General features: G+C 39.6%; 23 protein-coding genes and 1 riboswitch. Of the genes, 10 read left to right on the top strand and 13 right to left on the bottom strand.

The genetic code is table 11. From position 1 onward, the window contains the following. Nucleotide 1: 1 nt before the first annotated feature. Genes PARC_RS06710 through PARC_RS06680 form a run of 7 tightly spaced genes read right to left on the bottom strand, consistent with a single transcriptional unit; the run spans nt 2 to nt 2,397 of the window. On the bottom strand, nt 2–280 hold the full coding sequence (locus PARC_RS06710) for a hypothetical protein (protein WP_010553452.1): 279 nt from the start codon (nt 278–280) through the stop codon (nt 2–4). Between the two features lie 20 nt (nt 281–300). Next, nucleotides 301–615 (bottom strand): hypothetical protein, encoded by a 315-nt coding sequence (locus PARC_RS06705; RefSeq protein ID WP_010553451.1) that lies wholly within the window; start codon nt 613–615, stop codon nt 301–303. Continuing rightward, nucleotides 615–1,214, bottom strand: coding sequence for a DNA N-6-adenine-methyltransferase (locus PARC_RS06700; protein WP_010553450.1), 600 nt, complete (start codon nt 1,212–1,214; stop codon nt 615–617). Before PARC_RS06700 ends, PARC_RS06705 begins: the two co-directional genes overlap by 1 nt. Nucleotides 1,215–1,216: 2 nt before the next feature. Next, entirely contained in the window at nt 1,217–1,603 is a 387-nt protein-coding gene (locus PARC_RS06695) for a hypothetical protein (protein ID WP_010553449.1), read from the bottom strand. Nucleotides 1,604–1,605: 2 nt separating this feature from the next. After that, nucleotides 1,606–1,878 carry a hypothetical protein gene (locus PARC_RS06690; protein WP_010553448.1) on the bottom strand — a complete coding sequence of 91 codons (273 nt, stop codon included), beginning with the start codon at nt 1,876–1,878 and terminating at the stop codon, nt 1,606–1,608. A 10-nt stretch (nt 1,879–1,888) separates the two neighbouring features. Beyond that, nucleotides 1,889–2,182 carry a helix-turn-helix transcriptional regulator gene (locus tag PARC_RS06685; RefSeq protein WP_010553447.1) on the bottom strand — a complete coding sequence of 98 codons (294 nt, stop codon included), beginning with the start codon at nt 2,180–2,182 and terminating at the stop codon, nt 1,889–1,891. Then, complete coding sequence (locus PARC_RS06680; RefSeq protein WP_010553446.1) at nt 2,179–2,397, bottom strand: YdaS family helix-turn-helix protein; 219 nt, start codon at nt 2,395–2,397, stop codon at nt 2,179–2,181. The genes PARC_RS06685 and PARC_RS06680 overlap by 4 nt, the downstream gene beginning before the upstream one ends. Before the next feature lie 152 nt (nt 2,398–2,549). Here PARC_RS06680 and PARC_RS06675 point away from each other — a divergent pair, with 152 nt between their 5' ends. Next, nucleotides 2,550–3,188 (top strand): LexA family protein, encoded by a 639-nt coding sequence (locus PARC_RS06675; protein ID WP_010553445.1) that lies wholly within the window; start codon nt 2,550–2,552, stop codon nt 3,186–3,188. A gap of 85 nt (nt 3,189–3,273) precedes the next feature. Next, on the top strand, nt 3,274–5,160 hold the full coding sequence (locus PARC_RS06670; RefSeq protein WP_010553444.1) for an acyltransferase family protein: 1,887 nt from the start codon (nt 3,274–3,276) through the stop codon (nt 5,158–5,160). Between the two features lie 532 nt (nt 5,161–5,692). Here the strand turns inward: PARC_RS06670 and PARC_RS06660 are convergent. Together PARC_RS06660 and PARC_RS06655 are read right to left on the bottom strand one after the other, a co-directional pair. Beyond that, nucleotides 5,693–5,977, bottom strand: a complete 285-nt coding sequence (locus PARC_RS06660; RefSeq protein ID WP_010553442.1) for an alpha/beta hydrolase family protein — start codon at nt 5,975–5,977, stop codon at nt 5,693–5,695. 296 nt (nt 5,978–6,273) lie between these two features. Continuing rightward, on the bottom strand, nt 6,274–7,488 hold the full coding sequence (locus tag PARC_RS06655) for a tyrosine-type recombinase/integrase (protein ID WP_010553441.1): 1,215 nt from the start codon (nt 7,486–7,488) through the stop codon (nt 6,274–6,276). A 138-nt stretch (nt 7,489–7,626) separates the two neighbouring features. Between PARC_RS06655 and sbcB the strand changes: the two genes are divergently transcribed. Beyond that, a complete protein-coding gene (gene sbcB / locus PARC_RS06650) occupies nt 7,627–9,078 on the top strand; it encodes an exodeoxyribonuclease I (protein WP_010553440.1) in 1,452 nt (483 codons plus the stop codon). Between the two features lie 273 nt (nt 9,079–9,351). On the opposite strand, the gene PARC_RS06645 is transcribed toward sbcB, so the two are convergent. Then, entirely contained in the window at nt 9,352–10,233 is an 882-nt protein-coding gene (locus PARC_RS06645; RefSeq protein ID WP_010553439.1) for an NAD(P)-dependent oxidoreductase, read from the bottom strand. 121 nt (nt 10,234–10,354) lie between these two features. Here PARC_RS06645 and PARC_RS06640 point away from each other — a divergent pair, with 121 nt between their 5' ends. Both PARC_RS06640 and PARC_RS06635 read left to right on the top strand, forming a co-directional pair. Further along, the gene (locus PARC_RS06640) at nt 10,355–10,915 is read left to right on the top strand and encodes a glutathione peroxidase (RefSeq protein WP_010553438.1); all 561 of its coding nucleotides are present in this window, start codon (nt 10,355–10,357) and stop codon (nt 10,913–10,915) included. 110 nt (nt 10,916–11,025) lie between these two features. Continuing rightward, nucleotides 11,026–12,006: a 2-hydroxyacid dehydrogenase gene (locus PARC_RS06635; protein WP_010553437.1), complete on the top strand. Its 981-nt coding sequence runs from the start codon at nt 11,026–11,028 to the stop codon at nt 12,004–12,006. 88 nt (nt 12,007–12,094) lie between these two features. Here the strand turns inward: PARC_RS06635 and PARC_RS06630 are convergent, their stop codons facing one another. Next, nucleotides 12,095–13,417, bottom strand: coding sequence for a sodium-dependent transporter (locus tag PARC_RS06630; RefSeq protein WP_010553436.1), 1,323 nt, complete (start codon nt 13,415–13,417; stop codon nt 12,095–12,097). 141 nt (nt 13,418–13,558) lie between these two features. On the opposite strand from PARC_RS06630, the gene PARC_RS06625 reads away from it, so the two are divergent. Continuing rightward, a complete protein-coding gene (locus tag PARC_RS06625) occupies nt 13,559–14,317 on the top strand; it encodes a 4'-phosphopantetheinyl transferase family protein (RefSeq protein ID WP_010553435.1) in 759 nt (252 codons plus the stop codon). Nucleotides 14,318–14,376: 59 nt separating this feature from the next. Here the strand turns inward: PARC_RS06625 and lysC are convergent, their stop codons facing one another. After that, nucleotides 14,377–15,780, bottom strand: coding sequence for a lysine-sensitive aspartokinase 3 (gene lysC, locus PARC_RS06620; protein ID WP_010553434.1), 1,404 nt, complete (start codon nt 15,778–15,780; stop codon nt 14,377–14,379). 75 nt (nt 15,781–15,855) lie between these two features. Next, a riboswitch (Lysine riboswitch) is annotated at nt 15,856–16,028 on the bottom strand. Nucleotides 16,029–16,129: 101 nt separating this feature from the next. After that, nucleotides 16,130–17,377: a sodium:proton antiporter NhaD gene (gene nhaD, locus PARC_RS06615; RefSeq protein WP_010553433.1), complete on the bottom strand. Its 1,248-nt coding sequence runs from the start codon at nt 17,375–17,377 to the stop codon at nt 16,130–16,132. A 222-nt stretch (nt 17,378–17,599) separates the two neighbouring features. Here nhaD and PARC_RS06610 point away from each other — a divergent pair, with 222 nt between their 5' ends. The 4 genes from PARC_RS06610 (at nt 17,600) to PARC_RS06595 (ending at nt 22,842) form a co-directional block, all read left to right on the top strand. Then, complete coding sequence (locus PARC_RS06610) at nt 17,600–18,871, top strand: MksB family condensin complex protein (protein WP_007581902.1); 1,272 nt, start codon at nt 17,600–17,602, stop codon at nt 18,869–18,871. Nucleotides 18,872–18,874: 3 nt separating this feature from the next. Next, nucleotides 18,875–19,423 (top strand): condensin complex protein MksE, encoded by a 549-nt coding sequence (locus tag PARC_RS06605; protein WP_010553432.1) that lies wholly within the window; start codon nt 18,875–18,877, stop codon nt 19,421–19,423. Further along, nucleotides 19,420–22,194, top strand: coding sequence for an Mks condensin complex protein MksF (locus tag PARC_RS06600; RefSeq protein ID WP_010553431.1), 2,775 nt, complete (start codon nt 19,420–19,422; stop codon nt 22,192–22,194). Before PARC_RS06605 ends, PARC_RS06600 begins: the two co-directional genes overlap by 4 nt. Nucleotides 22,195–22,290: 96 nt before the next feature. Further along, nucleotides 22,291–22,842 carry a DUF4136 domain-containing protein gene (locus PARC_RS06595; RefSeq protein WP_007581899.1) on the top strand — a complete coding sequence of 184 codons (552 nt, stop codon included), beginning with the start codon at nt 22,291–22,293 and terminating at the stop codon, nt 22,840–22,842. The last annotated feature ends 236 nt before the right edge of the window (nt 22,843–23,078 follow it).

The raw sequence follows: 23,078 nt of genomic DNA, 5'->3' as shown, positions 1-23,078 counted from the left end.
GTTACAGCTCTATTTCCATTGGTTCACCGCCAATTTGTGCTGCACTTAACGCAATGCTCATTTGGCTGTAAACGCCTTCAAAATTAACGTCGTCATCTGCAATCATTTTTACTATCGGCAACAAGTCGGTTAGCGTGTCTTCGCACTGCATTAGCATGCCAATAGTGCTGCGTTTGTTTAAATTGCGAATTGCAAAATTAACTTGCTCAATAGCGTGCAAAACAATGCTAAGTAGTAATTGCGTATTTTTAGGCGTAGCTTGGTCTTTGATAGCGTTCATTTTTTAGTGTCCTTGAGAGTTTAAAATGGGAGGTCGTTTAATTCGTCTGTGTCTAGCTCGTCGTAGCTGTCATCAGGCTCAATGTTGTGGTATGCGTGTAAAAGCCTTACATCGTTATCAAGTTGAATATCAAACTCAGCCATTGAATATGCGTACCAGCTATTTGAGCTAAAACGACCAAGCGCCTCTATGCGCTTTGCTATTTGGGGTGCGTAGGCATTTAAATCGCATAATGCATTTACCGCTTTTTGAAAATCACACTTTGCTATATCGCGCTCTTTTCTGTGTGCGTTGTAATAGCCAAGTGCGGCTTTTGCTTTTGGGTGTAGTTTCATTACTTCACTACTCCAAGCGCTGAGAATATGGCGCGAAACTCGTCGGTTCTATCGCCAAGGTAAGTAATAAAACAACCTTTTGGTGCGCCCTTTTTTACATTGCCTTGCGCATCGTTAAAGTGTGTACGGCCATCAATAAAACAGCTTAAGCCAGCTCTTAATAACTTTTGGCACCATGCTTCTGAGCTATTAACAAAGGTGATGTTCATTGCTTCTTTAAAATTACCTTGCGCATATTGGTCTAAGTAGCAATCAATCCAATCGCCATTGCTTGCTATATCTTCGGTAATGCAGTGGCCGCGATACTTGCTGTAACTAGGGTCGTTACATATTTTTTTAACGCACTTTGGGTTGCATGCTTTTTCGCCTTTGTTGAATGGGTGATTTAACCAAACTCTGTTTGCTATCCAATTTCGTGTTAATGCATCGTCTTCTTTGGTTAAGTAACACGTCGCTTTTACCGACTCGTTAGCTACTGAACAACTTGCAGGGTCTAAATCAATAACCGGAAACATTTGGTGCACATACTTCAAAACTTTAGCGGGCGTATAAAACTCAACATTGCCACTGTCTTGGTTTATTAGTTGGTCAGGATTCATGATCAACCCTTAGTAATTGTTAAGTGTGAATAGTTGGTATTGGCAGGCTCAACCGGTGCATGTTGCACAAACTTAGCGGGGGCCATGGCGTTAGCATCGGTAAACGCTTTTACTAATTGCTCCATTTGCAAAATAGCCTTGTGAATTTTTAGGCGGGTATCTGCATCAAAATTAGCAAAGCCGCTTTCTAAATGGTGGCGCTTTAGGCCTGCTGCAAAACATACTAATGTACGCTCTTGCTCGCTTAGCACTTTGGTATACACGTATTCTGGCGTGTGGCGCTCACTGCCCATTAATGCCTTTATTTCGGCCAAGCCTTTTGGTACGTGGCGGCCAGTTACTGCTTTTAATGGTGCTGGGTTTGGGTAGTTAATAGCTGTGTTTGCCATGATTAATTAACTCCTTGCTGGCTACGGGTTGCTGCATTTAGGTAATTAGTTGCTTGTGTTTTTAACCAGTAAACGGCTTTTTGTATTGTTTGGTACTCGTCGCCATTGCAAAAAACAGGTAGTAAAAAATCACCTACACGTGCTTGCAGTACTGAGTCAAAACCAAACACCGCTTTGCGGGTAGTAATTTTGCAGCTCAATAAATAGCGGCATTGCTCTGCTAATGTTTTAAAGCTGCTTAACGTTTCACGACTAAATACTTGGTATGTGCTCATTGCCCTGTTCCTAGTTATTCACGTTTTGTTGGTACTTGGTTCTAAATGCTATTAGCTCGTTTATGCGGTAGTAATTGCTTTTGCCAAATTGCACCGGCTTTGGAAACCCAGCCATTTTATTGAGTTTCCAAAACTTGGCGTGGGCACAGCCTAAAACTTCCATGGCTTCTGCGCTGTTTACTAAGCGGTCTTTTTGCTCTTCAAGCTCAGTGCGTAGTTGGTTGTTTTCTTGCAGTAGTGCAAACAGCACAGCTTTAGCATCTGGATGAATATCTAATAAAATAATTTGTTGTTCAGTGCTCATGCTGCATCTTCCTTTTTGCTTTTTTGATGATCGGCTAATAAATCGTTTACCGATATTTCACCGTTAGTTAGTTCTGAAATACGTGGAATGTATTTCGCTGGGGCTTGGCAATGACGGTTAATCCAGTACCAAATGATGTTTTGTTTTGTACTTAACAACCTGGCGGCTTTTGTTTGCCCACCAATTATTTCTATTGCTTTCGCTACGGCACTCATATTTCCTCCAAGCAGTATTTATCAATTAAACCGATAATAGATATCAATTTAACCGATGTCAATATCGATTTAACTGATTAGACAAAATAAAATAAAAAGGCAATAATCAGTAAATATCACTTTAAGCGATTTTAATATTAGGAATTTAAAAAATGGATTTAGGAAAAAGAGTAGAAAAAAGACGTGTTCAGTTGGGAATGACTCAAGCACAGCTAGGCTTAATTGCGGGTTTAGCACAAAACTCTATTCATAATATTGAATCAGGCGAAACTAAACGCCCTCGTAAGATTGATGCTCTCGCCCAAGCACTCAATTGCACTCCAGAATATTTACTATTTGGAATTGGCGAAATCCAGAGTGATGCAAAAAATATAAATAACAACGTTGTGCCAGGACCAGCAATTAAAGCCACAGCCCCACTTATCAGCTGGGTGCAAGCCGGTGCTTGGTCAGAAATAAGTGAGATTAAAGCCTACGACGCAGAACGTTTTATGTGCCCTGTTAATTGCAGTGACCTAACCTTTGTTTTAAAAGTGCAAGGTATTAGCATGGAGCCAAAGTTTGATGAAGGTGATTTAATTTTTGTAGACCCTGAAGCCGAATGCATTCACGGTTCGTACGTAGTAGCGCGTTTAGATGACAACAACGAAGCCACATTTAAGCAGTTAATAATTGAAGGTGGCCATAAATTTCTAAAAGCCGCAAATCCCAACTGGCCAGAACAACTAATAGCAATAAACGGCAACTGTACCTTGGTTGGAAAGGTTATATTTACAGGCAAGTCGCTTTAGAGAATATTTTGATTGTTTTTTACATAAATAACTTTACACTTTTTTGTGATTTAACTTTAAGTAAATAGAATATAGGAACAATAACGTGAAATTTAGGGAAGATATAAATGGTCTGAGGGCCATAGCAGTAATTGCAGTAGTATTATTTCATTTTAACCCAGCTTGGATGCCCGGAGGCTTTGCTGGTGTAGATGTATTTTTTGTTATCTCAGGCTTTTTAATGACAGGGATAATATTTAAAGGAATAGAGCAAGAAAATTTTTCAATTTTAAAATTTTACGTAGCAAGAGCAAATCGGATAATCCCCGCATTAGCAATACTATGCTTTTCCTTAATTGTATGCAGTTGGCTTTATCTTGTTCCCAGTGAATATAAAGCCTTAGGTAAGCATGCTATTAGCAGTGTAAGCTTTTTATCTAATATAGTTTATTGGACAGAAAATAGTTATTTTGCCGCATCGTCAAATGAAAATTGGTTACTCCATACGTGGTCACTTTCTGTTGAGTGGCAATTTTATATAATTTACCCTTTAGTTTTAGTTACTTTAAGTAAGTTTATGTCACTAATTTCCATAAAAAAACTTTTAGTGTTAGGAACGTTAATAGGCTTTACCTTTAGTGTTGTAGCTACCTATAAATGGCCAACTGCGGCTTACTTCTTATTTCCCACTAGAGCATGGGAAATGATGCTAGGTGGTATAGCATTTTTGTACCCTTTAACTCTGAATGATAAACAAAAAAAGTTCATTGGGTGGTTCGGTATACTACTTATTTTTGGTTCTTATATATTAATATCTAAGAATACTCCGTGGCCTGGCTACTTAGCCATACTACCTGTATTTGGCTCTTTTTTAGTTATCCAAGCACAAACAAATAGCTTTATAACTTCAAATAAGGTATTTCAAAAGTTAGGCTCTTGGTCTTACTCTATTTATTTATGGCACTGGCCTATTGTAGTAGCTATATTTTACTTTTCTCTCAACGAACATTTTGTTTACTTAGGTATTATCTTATCTATTATACTGGGATACCTAAGCCATACATATATTGAAAAAATAAATTTCACCAAAAATTTTGATGGTATATATAGTTATTTAAAATGCAAACCTCTTTACTTTTCCTTATCGGTTTGTATTTTAGGCTTTAGTGTTTTTATTAATGATGGTTTAGAAGTAAGAAGTGACAACAAAAGCTACTCCTATGCTATTCAAAAAGAAAAGTTACAAGGTAATTATGGGCTTCATAATGATTGTAGAGGCTTTACGTTATCTCCTAATTGCAGCACAGATGATAATCCAGAGGTTTTAGTGTGGGGGGATTCTTTTTCAATGCACTTGGTTAGTGGTCTCGTGGCTTCAAACCCAAAAGCTAAAATCATACAATTTTCTAAAAGTAATTGCGGTCCATTTTTTGATATTACCCCTATAATACATGGTAACTTTACAAAAGAATGTTTTGAATTTACTGAAAGTGTCAAAAAGTGGATTAAAGAAAACAACACAGTGAAATATGCCGTATTATCATCGCCATTTAAACAATATTTCAAAGAAGTAAGGCTTAGCAGTGGAGAGTTTAAATCCTTAAGCTCTGACGAAGTTCTTCAGAGTTTCAAAAGCACCCTAGATGTGTTTTTGGAGGCAGGGATAAAACCAATTATATTTTCACCACCACCATCAGTCGATGGTCACAATATTGGTAAATGCCTAGACAAAGCTTCTTTCATAAATAAATCACTGTCTGACTGTGATATTGACGAATCTTTAATATCTAATATTGATGTTTTCAACTTTCTCTCAAAACTTTCTCCTAACTTCAAAGTTATTGATCTTAGAGATTACCTATGTAATGGGGAAACCTGTAAAACCCATACTGGTGAAGTTTTTATATACAGAGATAATGGGCATTTATCATACGAAGGTTCTAAGTGGCTTGGTGAGAAAATTAAGCTTTATGATTTAATAACAAGCCAATAATTTAAAGCGGCCACAAGTTCCTAAAAGCCACCAACCCTAACTGGCCATAGCAATAAACGGCAACTGTATTTTGGCTGGCAAAGAAATATTTACAGGCAAGTCACTTTAATTTACTAAGTTATAGGCACAAAAAGCCCGCTACGTGCGGGCTGCTTTTTAAACTTGTGTTTAATGTAATAAAGATTTAATTCTATCAAGCGTATACTGGGGCAGCATTTCATGTGAACCATCAAAAATATATACTGGCAGGCCCGGCTTTTTTTAAAAAATAAGATTTCTTTTTCCGATTTTTTATTTTCTACATTATTTATATGCATGCGATCAAGTATATAAACCGTTTCTTCTACTGTGATTTTATTACTTGCATTATACAAACTAGCAATCTTATTAAAAAATAATATTGAATGTGATACCGGTATAGACTGTATACCCATCATTAATTCCTGCATATATTTCTATCTAGCTCAACTGAACTACCTGTGCAGGAAAGAATATCTTTAGCGTATTTTCACTGCCTTTGTTATTTGTTTGATTATACCAAAGTCCAAGATCGCTTAGAGGTACCTACAATAAAAATATTATCTTTATCCACATTCCCGTTCTTTATTACATAAAAGATTGAATCATCTATATCTGAAATCACTTTGTCACTTAAACAAGAATCTGTACTATTATTTGGCCCTCTAAAGTCTGGATGTATATAGTTCCACCCAGCCTTTAATGACAGGCTAGCTAATGGATCAAATTGTTGATAATCCCCGCTCCAAGTATGTAAACTCATTATTAGTGGAGCAGTATCTTTAGAACTTACAAACATTGAATTTTTCCATCGAGCGAAGATTTCACTTCAATTTTATCAAATTGCTTTTCCCAAGTTACTCTCTTAACACTATCCTAAACAGGAGCTTTTTTTATAATGCTTTTCGATAGCTCTATCAAATGTAACTTATACTCTAAAACTAAACCAGTTAAGTCATAATTAGAATTATGACTATCTTTATACTTACTTTCATTTATTAATATCCTATAAATCAAGATTTATAAGCCTTGTAAAATCCATTTCATAATACATAAGTACGAGCTAACTAAATATTAAAGGCAACACGAAACAGCCTAAACTGATAACTCTCCTTTTATTGCTGCCTCAATTAGCTGGCAGTATAACTCGTACCCTTCGGCCTGTTCTTTTATCCAGTCGTGTTTGTTATAAATTGCCATTACTCCCCGCATTGTGTGGCCTAGCATTTTTTCGGTTACGTGTGGTGCTATGCCGTTTTCACTGAGCAATGTTGATATTGAGCGGCGAGCGTCGTGTGGTAAAAACTTGGGTGTTTTGTACTTAGTAAATAGGTGATCCCACATTCTGCAGCAATAACGGTTTATGCTGTGGGTGGTTACTGGTTTGCGCGGGTTATTGCCTGGTATTAAATAGCCGCTTTTGCCGTAAACCATGGCGAGTGTATTTAATATGCTGTGCATTTTTTTAGATATTGGCCTGCGTATGGCTTGGTTTGTTTTTGAGTTTTCGGGCGGTACTGTCCAAATATTGTTGTCAAAGTCGAAATGCTCCCACTTGGCCAAGCGAACTTCTGATTGCCTAGCACCTGTTATATAAATTAATTGCAAACATGCTTTGGTTGCTGGCGTGGCTTTAGAACTTTCTATTTGTATCCACAATTTTGCTATTTCATCAAAGCGCATTACGCGCTGGCCTATTGTTGCTTGTTCGCCTACGTCGTTTACGTTTAAGGTTAGCACTGGGTTAAATGGTTTTGCTTCACCGCGTTTTTCGGCCCAGCCTATTATTGATTTTATGCGTACTAAAATTGTGCCGGTGGTTTTGGCGCTGCCTTGCTCTTTAACTTTATCAAAATAAGTAAACCAGTCTTTTATGGTCATTAGGTCGAGTGGCATTGCTTCGTCATTTAAAAGCGGCACTATCCATTTGCCCACTTGGTTTGTGTATAAAGTTTGGGTTTTTTCTTTCAGGTCGGGTACTTTTTTATTTAACCAGTCGGTTGCCACTTTTGCCATTGTTGGCAAACCTTTGGCTTGGTTACGCATAAGCTTTAGTTCGGTTCGTGGGTCTTTATCCTGGCTTAGCCAGTTTTGAAGTAGTGGTATGTAGTCTTGCGCTTCTTTTATGCTTAGCCCCGGATAACGGCCAAGCGATATTATTACTTGTTTGTTATCCACGCGACAACGATACTGCCAAGTGATTGTGCCTTTTGCTGATACTCTTACACTTAAACTGTCTCTATGCGATAATACGCACGGTGTTTGATTTTTATCTAGCAGCTTTCTTAATTTGGTGTCACTGATTGCCATTTAATATTTTATACACAGTTAGCAAAAAAATTATACACAATAATATACACACAATGCGTAGATTACAACACACACAAAGATACAACAACAAACTAAAGCGCACTAAAAACCCGCATTATAAAAGGGCTAAGAGACAGAATGAGCGAACCAACATACCACGAAACACAACCTACAATATATTGGCACGACTACGAGACTTGGGGGGCAAGCCCTCAAAAAGATAAGCCGAGCCAATTTGCGGGTATTCGTACCGATCTTGATTTAAATATTATTGGCGAGCCACTTATTGAATATTGTAAGCCGCAAGCGGATTACTTACCTCACCCTGAGGCGTGTTTAATTACGGGTATTACGCCACAAGTGGCGATGAAAAAAGGCTTGGTTGAAGCTGAGTTTATAGCAAAAATTCATGCTGAGTTTAGTGTACCAAACACCTGTGTTGCCGGTTATAACAGTATTCGGTTTGATGACGAAGTAAGCCGTTATAGCTTTTACCGTAACTTTTACGACCCGTACGAGCGCGAATACAAAAATAACAATAGCCGCTGGGATATTATTGATTTGGTTCGTGCTTGTTACGCACTGCGCCCTGAAGGCATTGAATGGCCGTTAAAAGAAGATGGCAGCCCAAGCTTTAAGCTAGAGCATTTAACCGTAGCTAATGGTATTGAACACGCCGCAGCGCACGATGCACTAAGCGATGTAACCGCCACTATTGCACTGGCTAAGCTAATAAAAGAAAAACAACCAAAGCTGTATAACTTCTTTTTTGGGCTGCGTAATAAAAAAGCCCTTGCTGAATTAGTTGATGTTTTTAACATGACGCCGCTGGTGCATACCACGTCGCGAATACCTGCAACGCAAGGCTGTACAAGCTGGGTTGCACCAATGAGCTTTCATCCGGTAAATAAAAACGCGGTTATTTGTTTTGATTTAACCCAAAACCCGCAAGTACTCATTGATTTAAACGTAGAAGAGTTACGCAAACGCTTATACACCAAACGTGTAGATTTAGCCGAAGACGATTTACCTGTTGGCTTAAAGCTGGTGCATTTAAACAAGTGCCCTATTTTAGCCCCAGCTAAAACATTATTGCCTGAAAACGCCGCGCGCCTTGGGATTGATCGCGAGCAGTGCTTAGCTAACTTAGCTATTTTAAAAGCCAATACCGACCTTCGCGATAAAGTAACCGAAGTGTTTAACGAGCAAGGCGATTACAGCGCAACCACTAACGTTGACTACTTACTTTACGATGGTTTTACAAGCCATGCCGATAAAGCTAAGTTTGCGATTATTCGTGATGCTAAACCAGATGAATTAGCAGGGTTGAAGTTAGACTTTGAAGATAAAAAATTCAATACGTTATTGTTTAGATACCGCGCACGTAACTGGCCTGAAACGCTAAACCAGCAAGAGCTTGACCAATGGCGCCAGTATTGCCAAAACAAGTTAATGCACGGGGAAGATCAACCGTCGATTAACGCGCAAGATTTTATGATCACCCTTGAAAATTTAGCGCATGAACATGACGACAGCGAAAAAAATCTTACAATTTTAAAGGCGCTATATAATTACGCTCAAAGCATGTAATTTTGTTTGTATAACGCATTAAAAACGCGACGCTTTAGCAATAAAGTATCGCGTTTTTATTTATAAATATCTGTACCACTTCAAAAAAAGAAAAATACTATTTCACAAAGAGAAGCGAATGAGGAGTAAATGAGGAGTAAATGAGAAGACATAAAAAACAATCTTTTTTAGATCTATTACTTCCTCTAAAAGCGCAGCGCCTCATAACCTCTTTGTGAATAAATTACTTTACGGGCTTTGCCCGTCACGCAAGCAAGCTTCGCGTCTACAGCGTTACTTTTTATGCAGCGCTTCAATGCGTGCTAGTAAGCTTGAGGTGTCGTATCTGCCACCGCCGAGTGCTTGTACATCGGCGTAATATTGATCGACCGTTGCGGTCATTGGTAAAGTAGCGCCGTTGTTTTTAGCTTCATCGAGTGCAATACCTAAATCTTTGCGCATCCAATCTACGGCAAAGCCAAACTCATATTCACCTGCCCACATTGTTTTGTAGCGGTTTTCCATTTGCCACGAACCGGCTGCACCTTTAGAAATGGTTTCTATAACTTTTTCACCATCAAGCCCAGCTTGCTTAGCAAAATGTAAGCCTTCGGCTAAACCTTGCACTGCTCCAGCAATACAAATTTGATTAACCATTTTACAAAGTTGTCCCGAGCCAACGCCGCCTAGTAATTGGCTAAAACGACTAAACGCCGCCATAACTGGCTGCACTTTAGCAAATACAGATTCACTGCCACCCGCCATAACCGTTAATACGCCGTTTTCGGCGCCAGCTTGTCCGCCTGATACAGGTGCATCTATAAAGTCGATATTTTGCAGAGCCGCTTTTGCAGCCACTTCGCGTGCTACTTCAGCTGAGGTTGTGGTGTGATCAACCAAAACAGTGTGCGGCAGCATGCCCGCTAACACACCATCTTCGCCATACACTACTGAGCGTAAGTCGTCATCGTTACCAACACACATAAATACGATGTCGGCATTACTGGCAGCTTCGCGCGGGGTGGGTGCAAAGCTTCCTGAATGTTCTGCAGTCCACGCTTGTGCTTTAGCTTGAGTGCGGTTATAAACGCATACGCTGTGCCCTGCTTTTGCTAAATGCCCCGCCATTGGGTAACCCATTACGCCTAAACCTATAAATGCGACTTTCATTGACATAAAAATGACCTATTAAACTGATAACTTAGAAACTAGACCTCGATTATGTCAACCGGTCGATAAAAAAGCGAATGAAAGTCTTTATAAAATTTCCTTAGCGGGAAAGGTAAGTAGGTAACCTATGGATAGTATTTATCAATTTAATGCACCACTTTTTAACAGCGAAAATTTTTCTCTTAGGCAATTACAAGGCAAAACAGTCCTTATTGTTAATACAGCGAGTAAGTGTAATTTTTCGGTGCAATTAAATGCGCTCGAAAAGCTCTATCAGCAATACAAAAGCAATGGTTTTACTGTACTTGCGTTTCCGTGTAACCAGTTTGGCCAAAATGAGCCGCTTGATAATTTAGCCATTAAAGACTTTTACCAAGAGCAATTTAATACCTCATTTGAGGTATTTGGTAAGGTAATGGTAAACGGGCCAGAAACACATCCGTTGTTTAATTATTTAAAGTCGCATACGCGGGGTATTTCGCAAAATCGTGCAATTAAGTGGAATTTCACTAAGTTTTTAATTAACTCACAAGGGCAACTTGTTGCACGCTATGCACCACGTACTAAGCCTGAAACACTTAAACAAGTAATAGAAAGCAACCTACTGCAAGCCGCAAAGTTAAGCGCTGCCAGAGTTGGTAAAAAGGTACCGTCTAAAATACCTTTGTTTACGTCGGCTAAGGCATAAATTAGGGCTTAATTTAAATCAATAAAATGCGTGTTACTAAAGCACAGGTTTATAAAGTAGTTTATTGTATTAGTAATAAATAATACTCCTTAAGCGTCGAGGCTATTACCATGAACATTGCTTTTTTTAGTACTCAAAAGTACGAGCTGCCTTTTTTTGAACAAAGTACACGCGATCACAGTGACATAAAAATAACGTATTTTGAGCAAGCCCTGAGCGAACAAACGGCTATTTTAGCAAATGGGTTTGATGCCATATGCGTATTTGTAAACGACACTGTAAACACCGCCGTTATTGCGCAACTGGCAAGCCAAGGCATAAATACTATTTTGCTGCGTTGTGCAGGATTTAATAACGTTGATTTACCCGCAGCAAAAGCACATAAAATTAAAGTATTACGTGTTCCTGCTTACAGCCCAGAAGCAGTAGCCGAGCATTGTATTGCACTTATGCTAACGCTTAGCCGTAAAACGCATAAAGCGTATAACCGCGTACGCGAAGACAACTTTGATTTAAATGGATTACTAGGCTTTAACTTGCACAATAAAACCGTGGGTATTGTAGGTTGCGGTAAAATTGGCCTTGCGCTGTGCAATATATTAAATGGCTTTGGCGCTAAAGTATTAGTGTGCGACCCATACGCACAACCTGGCAATTATACAATTACCGATATAAACACCTTACTTAGCCAAAGCGATGTGATTTCTTTGCATTGCCCTTTAACGGAGCAAACTCATCATTTAATAAATGACGAGGCATTTAGCAAAATGAAAACCGGCGTTATGCTTATTAACACCTCTCGTGGTGCATTACTTGATAGTAGCGCATGTATTAGTGCGCTTAAAACTAAAAAACTAGGGTATTTAGGGCTCGACGTTTACGAGCAAGAGTCGGAGCTGTTTTTTAAAAACCACAGCGACGAAATAAATCAAGACGATATATTTTCGCGCTTAGTGAGCTTTAAAAATGTTTTAGTAACAGGCCATCAGGGCTTTTTTACCCAAGAAGCACTCACCGAAATAGCAAACACAACCCTACTTAACGCGCTTGAAGTAAATGAAGGTAAACCTCTAACTAATGAGGTTTTATAAATACCTTAGCTTTACCTAAATAATAGGCACAAAAAAAGCGAAGTTAGTCTCTTCGCTTTTTTGTTTAAAAATTTACTTTAAATAGAGCTTAACCAAAGGCAACGTTTGCAAATACTAAGGTCATTAATACTGGGCAAACAAAACGAATATACTGAGCAAACCAGTAATGTACGCCTGTTGTTGCTTGATGTAATTTGTTACCACGCTGCCACATCCACCCTACTGTAATAAAGTAAAATAAACCCATAAGCGGTAATTGGTATTGAGTAAATAGCATAATTACCAAACCAAATAACCAATCAAAATTTAATATAATCGCGCTTGCACACACAAGAACAACGGCGCTTACCGCCCATGTTGCTTTGGTGCGGCTAACCTTGTGGTTTTCGACTAAAAACGCTACCGGAATTTCAGTAGTCGATATAGTTGACGTAACCGATGCGATAGACATTAATACAAAAAATAATAAACCAACTAATAAGCCAATTTCGCCCATGGTGCTAAATAGCTCAGGTAAAATAGCAAAAATAAGCTGCCCTTCCCCAATCAGTTTACCACCACTAAATACTTCAACACCGTTGTGCTGCGCCACATAAATAGCAGGAATAATAAGTAACCCCGCTAAAAAAGCAACGCCAGTATCAAGTAGTGCAACACCGGCTGTGAGCTTTGGTAAATTAGCATCTGGCTGTAAATACGAGCCGTAAATCATCATACAGCCCACACCTAAAGAGAGCGAAAAGAACGCTTGCCCCATTGCAGCAATAATTAAATTAGGGTCGAGTATTTGGCTAAAATCAGGAATTAAATACGCAGCAAAACCTTCGCTTGCGCCATCGAGTGTTGCAATGTAGGCAATTAAACCAACAAGCAGCACAAGTAACAGTGGCATTAAACGGCGCGACCAAGTTTCGATTCCCGATTTAACACCTTTTAAAATAATACTGGCAGTTAAAATAAGCATAAGCGGCGTAAATACAAAATTACGCAGCACTGAGTCGCTATGTAAAAACTCGCTTGCGCCTGTAAACCCAAAAAAGGTTGTTATGGGTTCAATAGCGTACGAGAGCATCCACCCTGCCACTATTGAGTAAAAACTTAGCATAACAACTGCGCCCGCAAGGCCTATATAACCTGCCGCAGCACCAACCTTACGGTTAGTGTTTTGCCATGCATCGCCCAATGCTTTTACAGGGTTAGCTTGTGCTTTGTGACCTAAATAAAGTTCGGTATACAGCGCAGGAAGCGCAAGTAAAAATATAACAATAAAGTAAACCAGTAAAAATGCACCGCCACCATGGTTGGCCGCTTGCGTAGGAAAACCCCAAATATTACCCAAACCCACTGCTGCGCCAGCAGCGGCTAAAACAAAACCAAGTCGGCTTTGAAACCCATCACGCACTTGTGCCATACATCTACAAATCTGTTATTATTTTGATTATTGTGAATTAAACCATATTTCATGCCAGCTGAGTAATAAAATTGTACCCAGCCTTTATTAGTGGCGTTAACCGCTCACAATATCAGCGACTTCTTTTGCTTTAGGGCTTTTATGACTGAACACTATTTTAAAAACGCCTTGAGTATTACTTCAACTCAATTGGCAAATTTGTCTTTAGCTAATAACAGTATTTTATTATTTAATGCTAAAACACTTGAGCTTAGTGACTTTAATTTGCCCGACTGCTTAAGCCCATTTGAGTTAACCATTATAAACCGCCGTAAAAGCCCACAAGCTAAGCAAGAGTATTTAGCTACGCGGTTATTGTTAAAACATCTTATTAAAGTAACGCAGCCGCAACATACGCACGTACCCCTTAATGAAATGAGTACCGAATTTGATGAGGCAAGCTCAAAGCTGCAAGTACATGTAAGTGGTGATGTTATTAATACCTGTATTTCGCACTCGCATGGTTTAGTTGGGGTGGCGCTAAATTTTGATAAAAGTGAGTTTGGTTTTGATATTGAAAAAGTAAGCCTAAAGCGCCCGTTTGAAAAGCTTGCTAAGCATTTTTATCATAATGATGAAATTACACTTATTACCAAGCCCACTAATACCCAAGCCCAAGCAGAGACGTTTTTTAGAATTTGGACATTAAAAGAGTCACTAGCTAAAGCCACCAGCCGCCCTATTGCAAAATTACTTAGCCCCAATGTGTTTGACGAATTACATAGTGCAAAGCTGAGTGCTTGCAGTAATCGCGTTACTGTAATTGATAGCAATGACAGCAATGTTTGTTTTGATGTGAGTGTGGTGCATAAAAAAAGCACCGACTGGCGATGCTTTTTATTAAATGACTTTATTAAGTGATTTTGTTAAGTGATTTTACTAGTTAACTTTAATAAATCGCTTTCCTGAATAACCGTTACTTACGCAGCAAAATCATTTTCTAATAAACGGCTATGGATAGACTGTACTACGTTATCTGACTCAGTTTGCTCTACTAAAAAGCACAGGTTGTGCTTACTAGCACCGTGACAAATTAATCGAATATTAAAGTCTTTTAGTACACTCATTAAGTTCATTTCGTGTTGGCGTAATTGAATCTCAGAGCCAATAAGTGCCACCAATGTTAGGTTGTTTTCTACCGAAACATGGCAAAACTCTGCAAGCTTATCTAGGCATTCTTGATCGAGCTCTGGGCGCGAGGCGTTTTGCGCGTTATCAAGGGTTATGGCTACGCTGATTTCTGATGTAGTTACCAAATCTACCGATATATTGTATTCACTTAATAGTGTAAATACGCGTGCTAAAAAGCCACTTGCTAGGAGCATTTCTGGGCTTTTAAGGGTAAGCAATATTTGGTTTTTACGTTGCGTTACTGCGCGTATACCTGGTTGCTGCGATTTTTCGCGCTCAATCCATGTACCGCCACGCTCTGGCTCTCGGCTAGAACCTACAAACACGTTAATGTGGCTACGGCTTGCTGGTAAAATAGTCGCGGGGTGTAATACTTTTGCGCCAAAGGTTGCCATTTCAGCGGCTTCGTCAAAACTTAAGCGTGCAATAGGCGTCGCTTTTGCGCACAAACGCGGGTCAGTGCTAAAAATGCCCACTACGTCGGTCCAAATATGCACACTTTTAGCGTTAATCGCCTCTGCTAGTAATGCAGCGCTATAGTCAGAACCACCACGTCCAAGCGTTGTGGTTTGGCCGTATTCGTCACTGCCAATAAATCCCTGAGTTACAATTACTTGAGCGTCTAACAACGGAATTAAATGCTCTTTAGCAGCTTGCGCTGTGGCTGCAACATTGGGCGTTGCTTTGCCAAATTGGCTGTCGGTTTTAAGCACCTTACGCACATCAAAGCGATCGGCATTTAAACCTTGTAAACGAAGTACTTGAGCAAACAAATACGACGATAAACGCTCACCAAAGCTAAGTAGCTCGTCGTGTTGCTGATCGGTTGTTAGTGGCTCTTGAGCCAATGTTTGAAATGCTTTTAAGGTTTCGTTAAAGCCAACCGCTAAATCGGCATCTAGCGATAATTCATCTAAAATAGTTTGCTGAATAGCAAGCACGCCGTTTATGTGTTCTTGGCGCTCACTTGAGGTAATACTTGGTTTGCACAGTGCAACTAAGTGGTTAGTTACGCCGGCACTAGCGCTCACGGCAACAATACGTACGCTTTTATCTGCAACAATAATTTCGCTACAGCGACTCATCGCTTCAAAATTTGCAACACTGGTTCCGCCAAATTTGGCAACGATGTAATCTGATTTTGCGCTTAACTCTGTTTGAAGTACTGTTTGTGGCACTGATTGGGTAGTCATTTAGTCTCCTTTCGCGGTATCCAAACCGCAATAAAACAAGAAGAACTTGGCAAAGGAATGCTTGAAGATAAGTCCACTGCCAGAAGCTCTCCACCTATATTGGTGACAGTTTTGAGGATTCAGCCCCATAAACCGAAAAACAATGACGACGTACCATTATTTTCCTCGGCGAGTACTTCCCTCCTTAATGATCATCGGCTTTCGTCGCCTAACATTAAGTACCTAAGTATCGCACCTCTTCTGAATGCTTTATTAACCAGTGGCTAATAAAACAAAACCCCACTAAGTAGCGGGGCTTTGAAAGTTATCGTTTAGACGTCTAGCTGTCAAGCATTTAATAATTTATGAGTTAAATAAAACTGCCCATGTAATACGAGCCCGCATATCCAACCGTGTAACAAATTAATAAATGCAGCGATAAACGCAAGTAGCTCATAAAGGTAAGCGCTTTAACTTTACTCATGGCAATAATGCCCGCAGCAGACCCAATAATAAGCATTGAACCACCCACGCCCGTTGCATACGTAAACGACAACCAGTGTTGTTGGCTCATTACTATATCGGCTTTTAATAAGGCAGCGGTAAGCGGTACGTTATCGACCCCTGCTGATAATATGCCCATTAAGTAGTTTGCGTATTCTGGTGCCATTACCGTGTATAGGTCGGTAAATTTACTCAACATACCAATTTCTTTAAGTGCACCTACAAGTAAAAGTACACCTACAAAAAACAATAATGTGTCGTATTCTATATCGCGAACAAAATCGATTATGTCTTTGTTTATGTCTTTTTTGCGCATTAAAAATTGCGCCACTAAAAACATCACTGATAAGCCAAACAAAAAGGTTAATAGAGGCGGTACGCTGTAAATTACACTCAGCGTAAGTGTGCTCACTACAGTAGATAAAAATATAACAGCAATGGTTATGTCGGTTTTTTCAATGCGGGTTTTACTTGCACTAGCAAACTCAACACGCCCTTTCATACCTATAGACAGTAACGCAGCAAGCAGCATAACGCTTGCAAGTGCTGGCGCTATAAGTAGTAATAAATGAGCAATGGTTACTTTGCCATCTAAAAATATCATTAGTGTGGTTACGTCACCTGTTATTAGCGATACCCCACCTGAGTTAACCCCAAACACAATAAGCGTGGCGTATTTAATGAGTTTTTTAGGTTCAAGTTTTAACGACATAACAACCGCAAGCGATATAAGCGTAGCTGTTACGTTGTCTGAAATCGACGAAAACAAAAATGCGAAACCACCCACCAAAAACATGAGCTTTTTTTCGCTAATACTTTTTGGCATAACACGATGCACAATATTTTCTATAAACCCCTTTGAATTTAAATACGCTACAAAGGTCATTGCAGCCATTAAAAATAGCCATAATGAGGCAATTTCTAAAATATTTTCATTTAAAAGGTGTTGAATCGTATCGGGGCTTTGCCCGTGTAGAGGGTATATAAAAAGAAGAATCCAGCAAAGCGTACCAAAAAACAGCGTGGTTTTAGCTTTATTTACATGGATTATATCTTCTATAACGATCAGTAAAAATGCAATCGCTATCAGGGTTAGAATAATCGAGGAAACCATGGTAGTTAAACAACCTTTGATATAGTTTTAAAGAACACACAAATAACATTCCATTTCATGTGCCTATTTTCGGCGCGAATTTTAGCACTGCCTCTATGCAAAAACTATTATTAAATGGTCTTAAAAACGAATACTATATACAGACAAGGTTAATTAAAAATACGTAATAATGAGTCTTCTAAAAGAACTCAATAATAAAATACTAGGATGTTGTAACCCCTTATGATCCCAGCTAAAAAGCTGCTAAACACCATAACCGAACATTGGGGTGTATTAGAGCTATTATTTAAACGTTTTAAAATGGCTGACTTTAGCCTAAAAGACGTACAAAACGCGATTAAGCAAAAGCAGCCTACGTGGTCAAACGAACGCATTTATAAAGAAACAAATCGTTTGTTAAACCAAGATATTTTAATTCCACTGGCTAAATCTTCTCAGCTTGAAATAAATCGTGCTATTGCCGATTTTGCTACGTTTTTACTGCAAGAAGAGCATTTAGGCTTAGCGCAAGAAATTAGCGTATTAGTCGACGACCTTGCACGTTTAGGTAACCGCCTAGATAACGCTGGCGAAATAGAAGACTTTGACGATTTACGCCGCTACAGCCGCATTATGGATGATCGGGTCCGTAAAATAATGAAGCTATACGCACACAACGAAAACGCTATTTTAAATATTGTTGAACAAGCTAAATCTAATAATGCGGTGCAATCGCTGCAAAAGCGTTATAAAGCGGTAATAGAAGCGTTTGACGAATACATAGAGCCAATGCTTGAAATGGTTGATATACGTGGTGAATTTCATGCGTGTTTTACCCTCATTGAAGAGCAAATAAGTAAGCAAATACTGCACATTGAGCGCTCAGGTAAAGCGTACAACGACAAACGCATGCTGGAGCAATTACGTACCCGTATACTCGAAATGCATTTAGTGGGTCGAGAAAGCTTGCGTAAAAGTGCCGATATGCTTATGCCGCTGCGCGAAGAGTTACGCCGTAATAACTTAATTACTCGCCAAGCAGCCAAAGTACTTGGGCTTGTGCGTAAAAATGGCGTAGACAACATGCTAAGTGCTGTGCAGCCACATTTTGTTAGCGACGCGCAGCGATATTCACTTGGTCAGCAACGCCATATTGTGGCTTACATGGCAAGCTTGGTTGAATTTGAACACGAAGAATACCAATTGCCAGATCAACAAGACGTGCCTGCATTTGTTACGCCTAATATTCCTGACTACAACGATGTTAAAATCAGCTTTGCTAAGCGCTTTAATAAAAAACGCAAAAAGCCGCAGCCCTTGCTGCAATTTTTAGACGAAAGCTACCCAAATCTCGATGCCGACGAAATGCTATTTTTGTATCAAAAATTAGTCAGCGACAGCGATATTAAAATAATTCAAAGCGATGAAAAAGCCCGCGTAAAAATTGCCGGTCAGCACTTTTCTTTATATCCATTTAATTCAGAGCCTCAGCCAGATTCAAAGGCAGGTAAATAAACCATGACACACATAAACTTAGACGAGCTAACCCACCTACAAGCCATTAATAAAAAATTAGTAGCGGGTTATCACATTTGCGAGCAAGACAACGTAATGTGGCAAGAGCTTGACCAACACATAGAAGACTACACCGCCCTATTTACCGCTTTAGGTAACGATTTAAAACGCGACAGCCGTGGCTTTTATTATTTTGGTAGCGACGAAAGCACACCAAATATGGGCAAAATATCTCGCGCTATCGCACTCACCATTTACATTTTAATTGAGCACTACGCCAATACGGGTAAAGACCCAATGCGCGCGTTGTTTGACGACGTAAACGATTTAGAGCTTATGCAAACGCTGGTGCAAATTAACAAACATTTGTTTGATCAGCTTGAGATATTTTCGGGATCTGATTTGCGCAAAGACGTTTACCTGCGCATGGTGCGCTTAGGTTTAGCCCGTGAAGTAGAAGGCGGCTTTATGCTACAAGCGCCAATTCACCGCTACATAGATGCACTCATGGAAGTAAACGAAGAAACCTATATTACAGAGGACGAGGAATGAAAAATCTATACGGACTAAGTAAACTCGCCCTACTTAACACCGCAGGCTATGCAAAATGTGTGATCCCGCTTGATAAAAGCAGCTCTATTTGCGCGCCCAATAACACAGGTAAAAGCTCAGTTATTAACGCCCTGCAGTTTCCGCTTATTAACGATTTACGCTTAACAGAATGGGACGGACACGATTTAGATGAAACCCGAAAGTTTTATTTTTCATCCGATCAGTCGTACATTTTACTAGAAGCTAACTTGCCTCATGGCTCGGTAGTAATAGGCGTTGCAGGGCTTGGTAAAATTGCCGGTTACGCGCATCAGTACTTTTGTTATCAAGGAAAGCTTGATTTAGAGCAGTACACGCAAGGTAAAACTATTATTAAATTTACCAAGCTGTTCAACCATTTAAAATCGCTTAACTACAACCCTATTGAGCTTAAAGCACAAGAGTTAAACGCGCTACTTACTGGCGGCGCAACCCCATTTGACGGCGACATTAACTTAAAAATGATCCCGCTTAATAATGTGCAAGACTCTTCTATTTATAAAGAAATATTTAGACGTATTCTTAACTTACACAAATTAGGCGCAAGCGACGTAAAACGCTTTATGCTACGCGTGTTTGAACGCCATATGTCGAACTCTAAGGTCGACTTTTATGAAGTATGGCGTCGCTCGTTTGATAAAGTAAATCGCTCAAAACGCGAATTAAAAGCCCTTGAGTCAATGCAAGAGCCAATAGCCGCGCTTGAATCAATGCTTGAAAACCAAACCGTGCTTAAAGGTAAATTAGCCGCGTATGCGCCTAAAATTGACCAAGCACTGATTGATTTTGATACCTATCAAGAATCGCAACTTAATGAGCTGGGTATAGCGCTTGAAGATATAGAGCACGAAAAACACGAGTTTGAGCAAAAGCAAAGCCTATACGTACAGCAATCGCGCGATATAGAGCGCAGACAAACACAAATTGAGCAGTGGTTTTTAGATTACGATGCGCTTAAAAGCGAGTTTGAACTGGTAAATAAAGCCACCCTTAAAACCAGCCTGACTCAGTTAAAGCAAGATTACGAGTCGCTTTCGCACTCTATAACCAGCGCACAAGGGCAAAGCCTACACACGCTTGACTATCGCATTAGCGAAACACAAAAACAAATTAAGAGCTTAAAGCTGCAACTTAAAAACCTTGAGTTTAATTTGTTTACCCGTATGCGCGAAGACCTCTCGTTAAAAGAAGTAGAAGAAATATCGCGGATTTTAAACCCCGATATTCTCTCGTTTGCGACCACCACTAATGGCGATATAACCATTGATGACGAAGATGCGTTTGGTGAATTTTTATCGCTACTTAGCGAAAACGTTAAAGGCGGTGTACTAACGCTACCAGGTGCGAGCATTAAGCTTAAAAAGCTCTCGCCTGTGCAAATGCAAAGCGGCGAAAATAAAGAGCAATTAACCGCTCAGCTCAGTGCACTTGAGCATTCACTTAAAGAGTTTAAACAACAACGCGATGTTGCAGCAAACGTTGCCGACAAGCAAAAAGAAAAAGACGCGCTATACGATGAGCTTATGAGCGCAGAGAGCGCCCTAAAACGCTTAGAGCAGTTTAATATAATGCAGCAGTCGGTTGAAGCGCAAGCCATGCTAAAAGAGCAGTTATTAGCTGAGCGCGAACAAGTTGACGACTACCTGCAAGACATTCAAAAAAATAGTGGCTCAATTGCCGATCGTCGCTCGTTAATTAAATCTAAACAAGAGCAAATTAATCGCCAAACTGAGCGCTTACGCCAAGTTAAAAGCGAGCGAATTGACCATACGCTTGATTTATACAGCGGTAAAGTAACTCCATACATGATTGATATTACAGTCGACTTTGATAACTTAAGCGACCTTGTTCATCATTTTAATAAAGACTGCCAAGAGCTGCGTAATTTTGACATAAACGTGCGTAATACCTATTTGCATGTGTATAACGCAGGTATAACTAAATTCGACAACGAAAACGACGAATACACTAAATACCAAAAGCTAATAAGCGCCTTTCATAATATTGATAACGAACGCGACGCTGTTGAACGCCAAGCACGCGTTGCGCTTACCGAAGTGGCCGCAACTATTAAAGGCTTGCGAGAAGATTTAGACCGCCTTCGCCGCGAAATGAATAGCTTTAATAAAGGCATAAGCCAGCACCGTATTTCAAACCTGCAAGCGTTTAAAATTAACGTCATACCGCGTAAAATGCTGGTTGATAGTATAGATACAATTATCAGCACGTCGCATCAGTTTGAACAAGGCGACACGCTTGATTTACTTAGCCAAGAACCGTACAGCGAAAGCGCAGTAAACGAAGCGAAAGATCACTTAATTAAACTCGCCTCAGATAAAGCGGGCTTAACGCTTACCGATTTATTTGATATTCGATTTGAAGTGGTTAACCGCGCAGGTGAAACAGAGCACTTTGAAAAAATAGATTCGGCGGGTTCAAACGGCACACGTATTACGATTAAGCTATTGTGTGGCATGTTGTTTATTCGTTACTTATTAAGTGACCAAGAACAAAACCTATACCGTATACCTATTTACATAGATGAAGCGGCCGACATTGACCCGCAAAATCAAAAAGCGATTATAGAAACCGCACTAAGCTTTGGTTTTGTGCCTATATTTGCCTCAGTTAAGCCACAAATAAGTTGTGACTACATTGTGCCTATTCGTTCAGTAAAAGACGGTGCACAAAACTGGGTAGATGAAAAAGATTGGATTGAAGTTGAACATTAGCCAAAGTGATTGGACTAATATTTAGGACGTTTAAATAATACACATTTAAACTATGTGTGTTATTTTAAATTAATGCATTTTATTGGAGCAAACGTAATGAAAAATATACTTATTGTTGCAGCGCTAGCACTTCTTACAGCCTGTACACAAACCCCAGATTGGGATTACGATAAATCAGCTAACTTTAGTAATTTTAAAACATTTGCTTGGGTAGAAAACGCCAGCCTAACTAAAGACACAAATAACTATCAAATTAATGGCCTGATGGAAAAGCGTGTTCGCACTGCCGTTAACGCAGAGCTGAGCCAAACATTAGGTATGAGCTTAGTTGATGCAGCGCAAGCTGATGTACTTGTTAACTATCATGCATCGGTAGATAAAGAGCTTGAAGTAGACAACTTCAATATAAACTACCGCCCGCATTGGGGTTATTGGGGTACTGGTTTTCAACGCGATACAACTGCGCGTGAATACGAAGTGGGTACACTGATTATTGATATTGTAGACCGTGAATCTAACCAGCTAGTATGGCGCGGCGCAAAAGAAGGTCGATTAAAGAAAAATCAATCGCCAGAAAAGCGTGAAGCATCAATTAACAAAACAGTGAGCGAAATTTTAAGTAACTTCCCGCCGCAAAAGCAGCAGTAAGTTAAAATTAGCTATAATTAAGTTTTGAAAAAGCTCACAGTATGTGAGCTTTTTTGTAGGTGTGTATTTTTGGAACTTTTAAAATAAAGTAATTACGAGCTACGCCCGTCACGTCAGCAAGCTGCACGTCTACAAAATAAACACCGGATTAAACTTTACCTGTAGGCGCTAAGCTTGCTTGCGCGAGAAGCGATAGCTTCTAATCACTTACCTTTACCTAACGCTATATTCAACCT

Origin of the sequence: Pseudoalteromonas arctica A 37-1-2 (assembly GCF_000238395.3) — a bacterium.
GTDB lineage: Bacteria > Pseudomonadota > Gammaproteobacteria > Enterobacterales > Alteromonadaceae > Pseudoalteromonas > Pseudoalteromonas arctica.
Note: the sequence above shows the minus strand (reverse complement) of the source record. Positions and strands in the feature narration are given on the sequence as shown.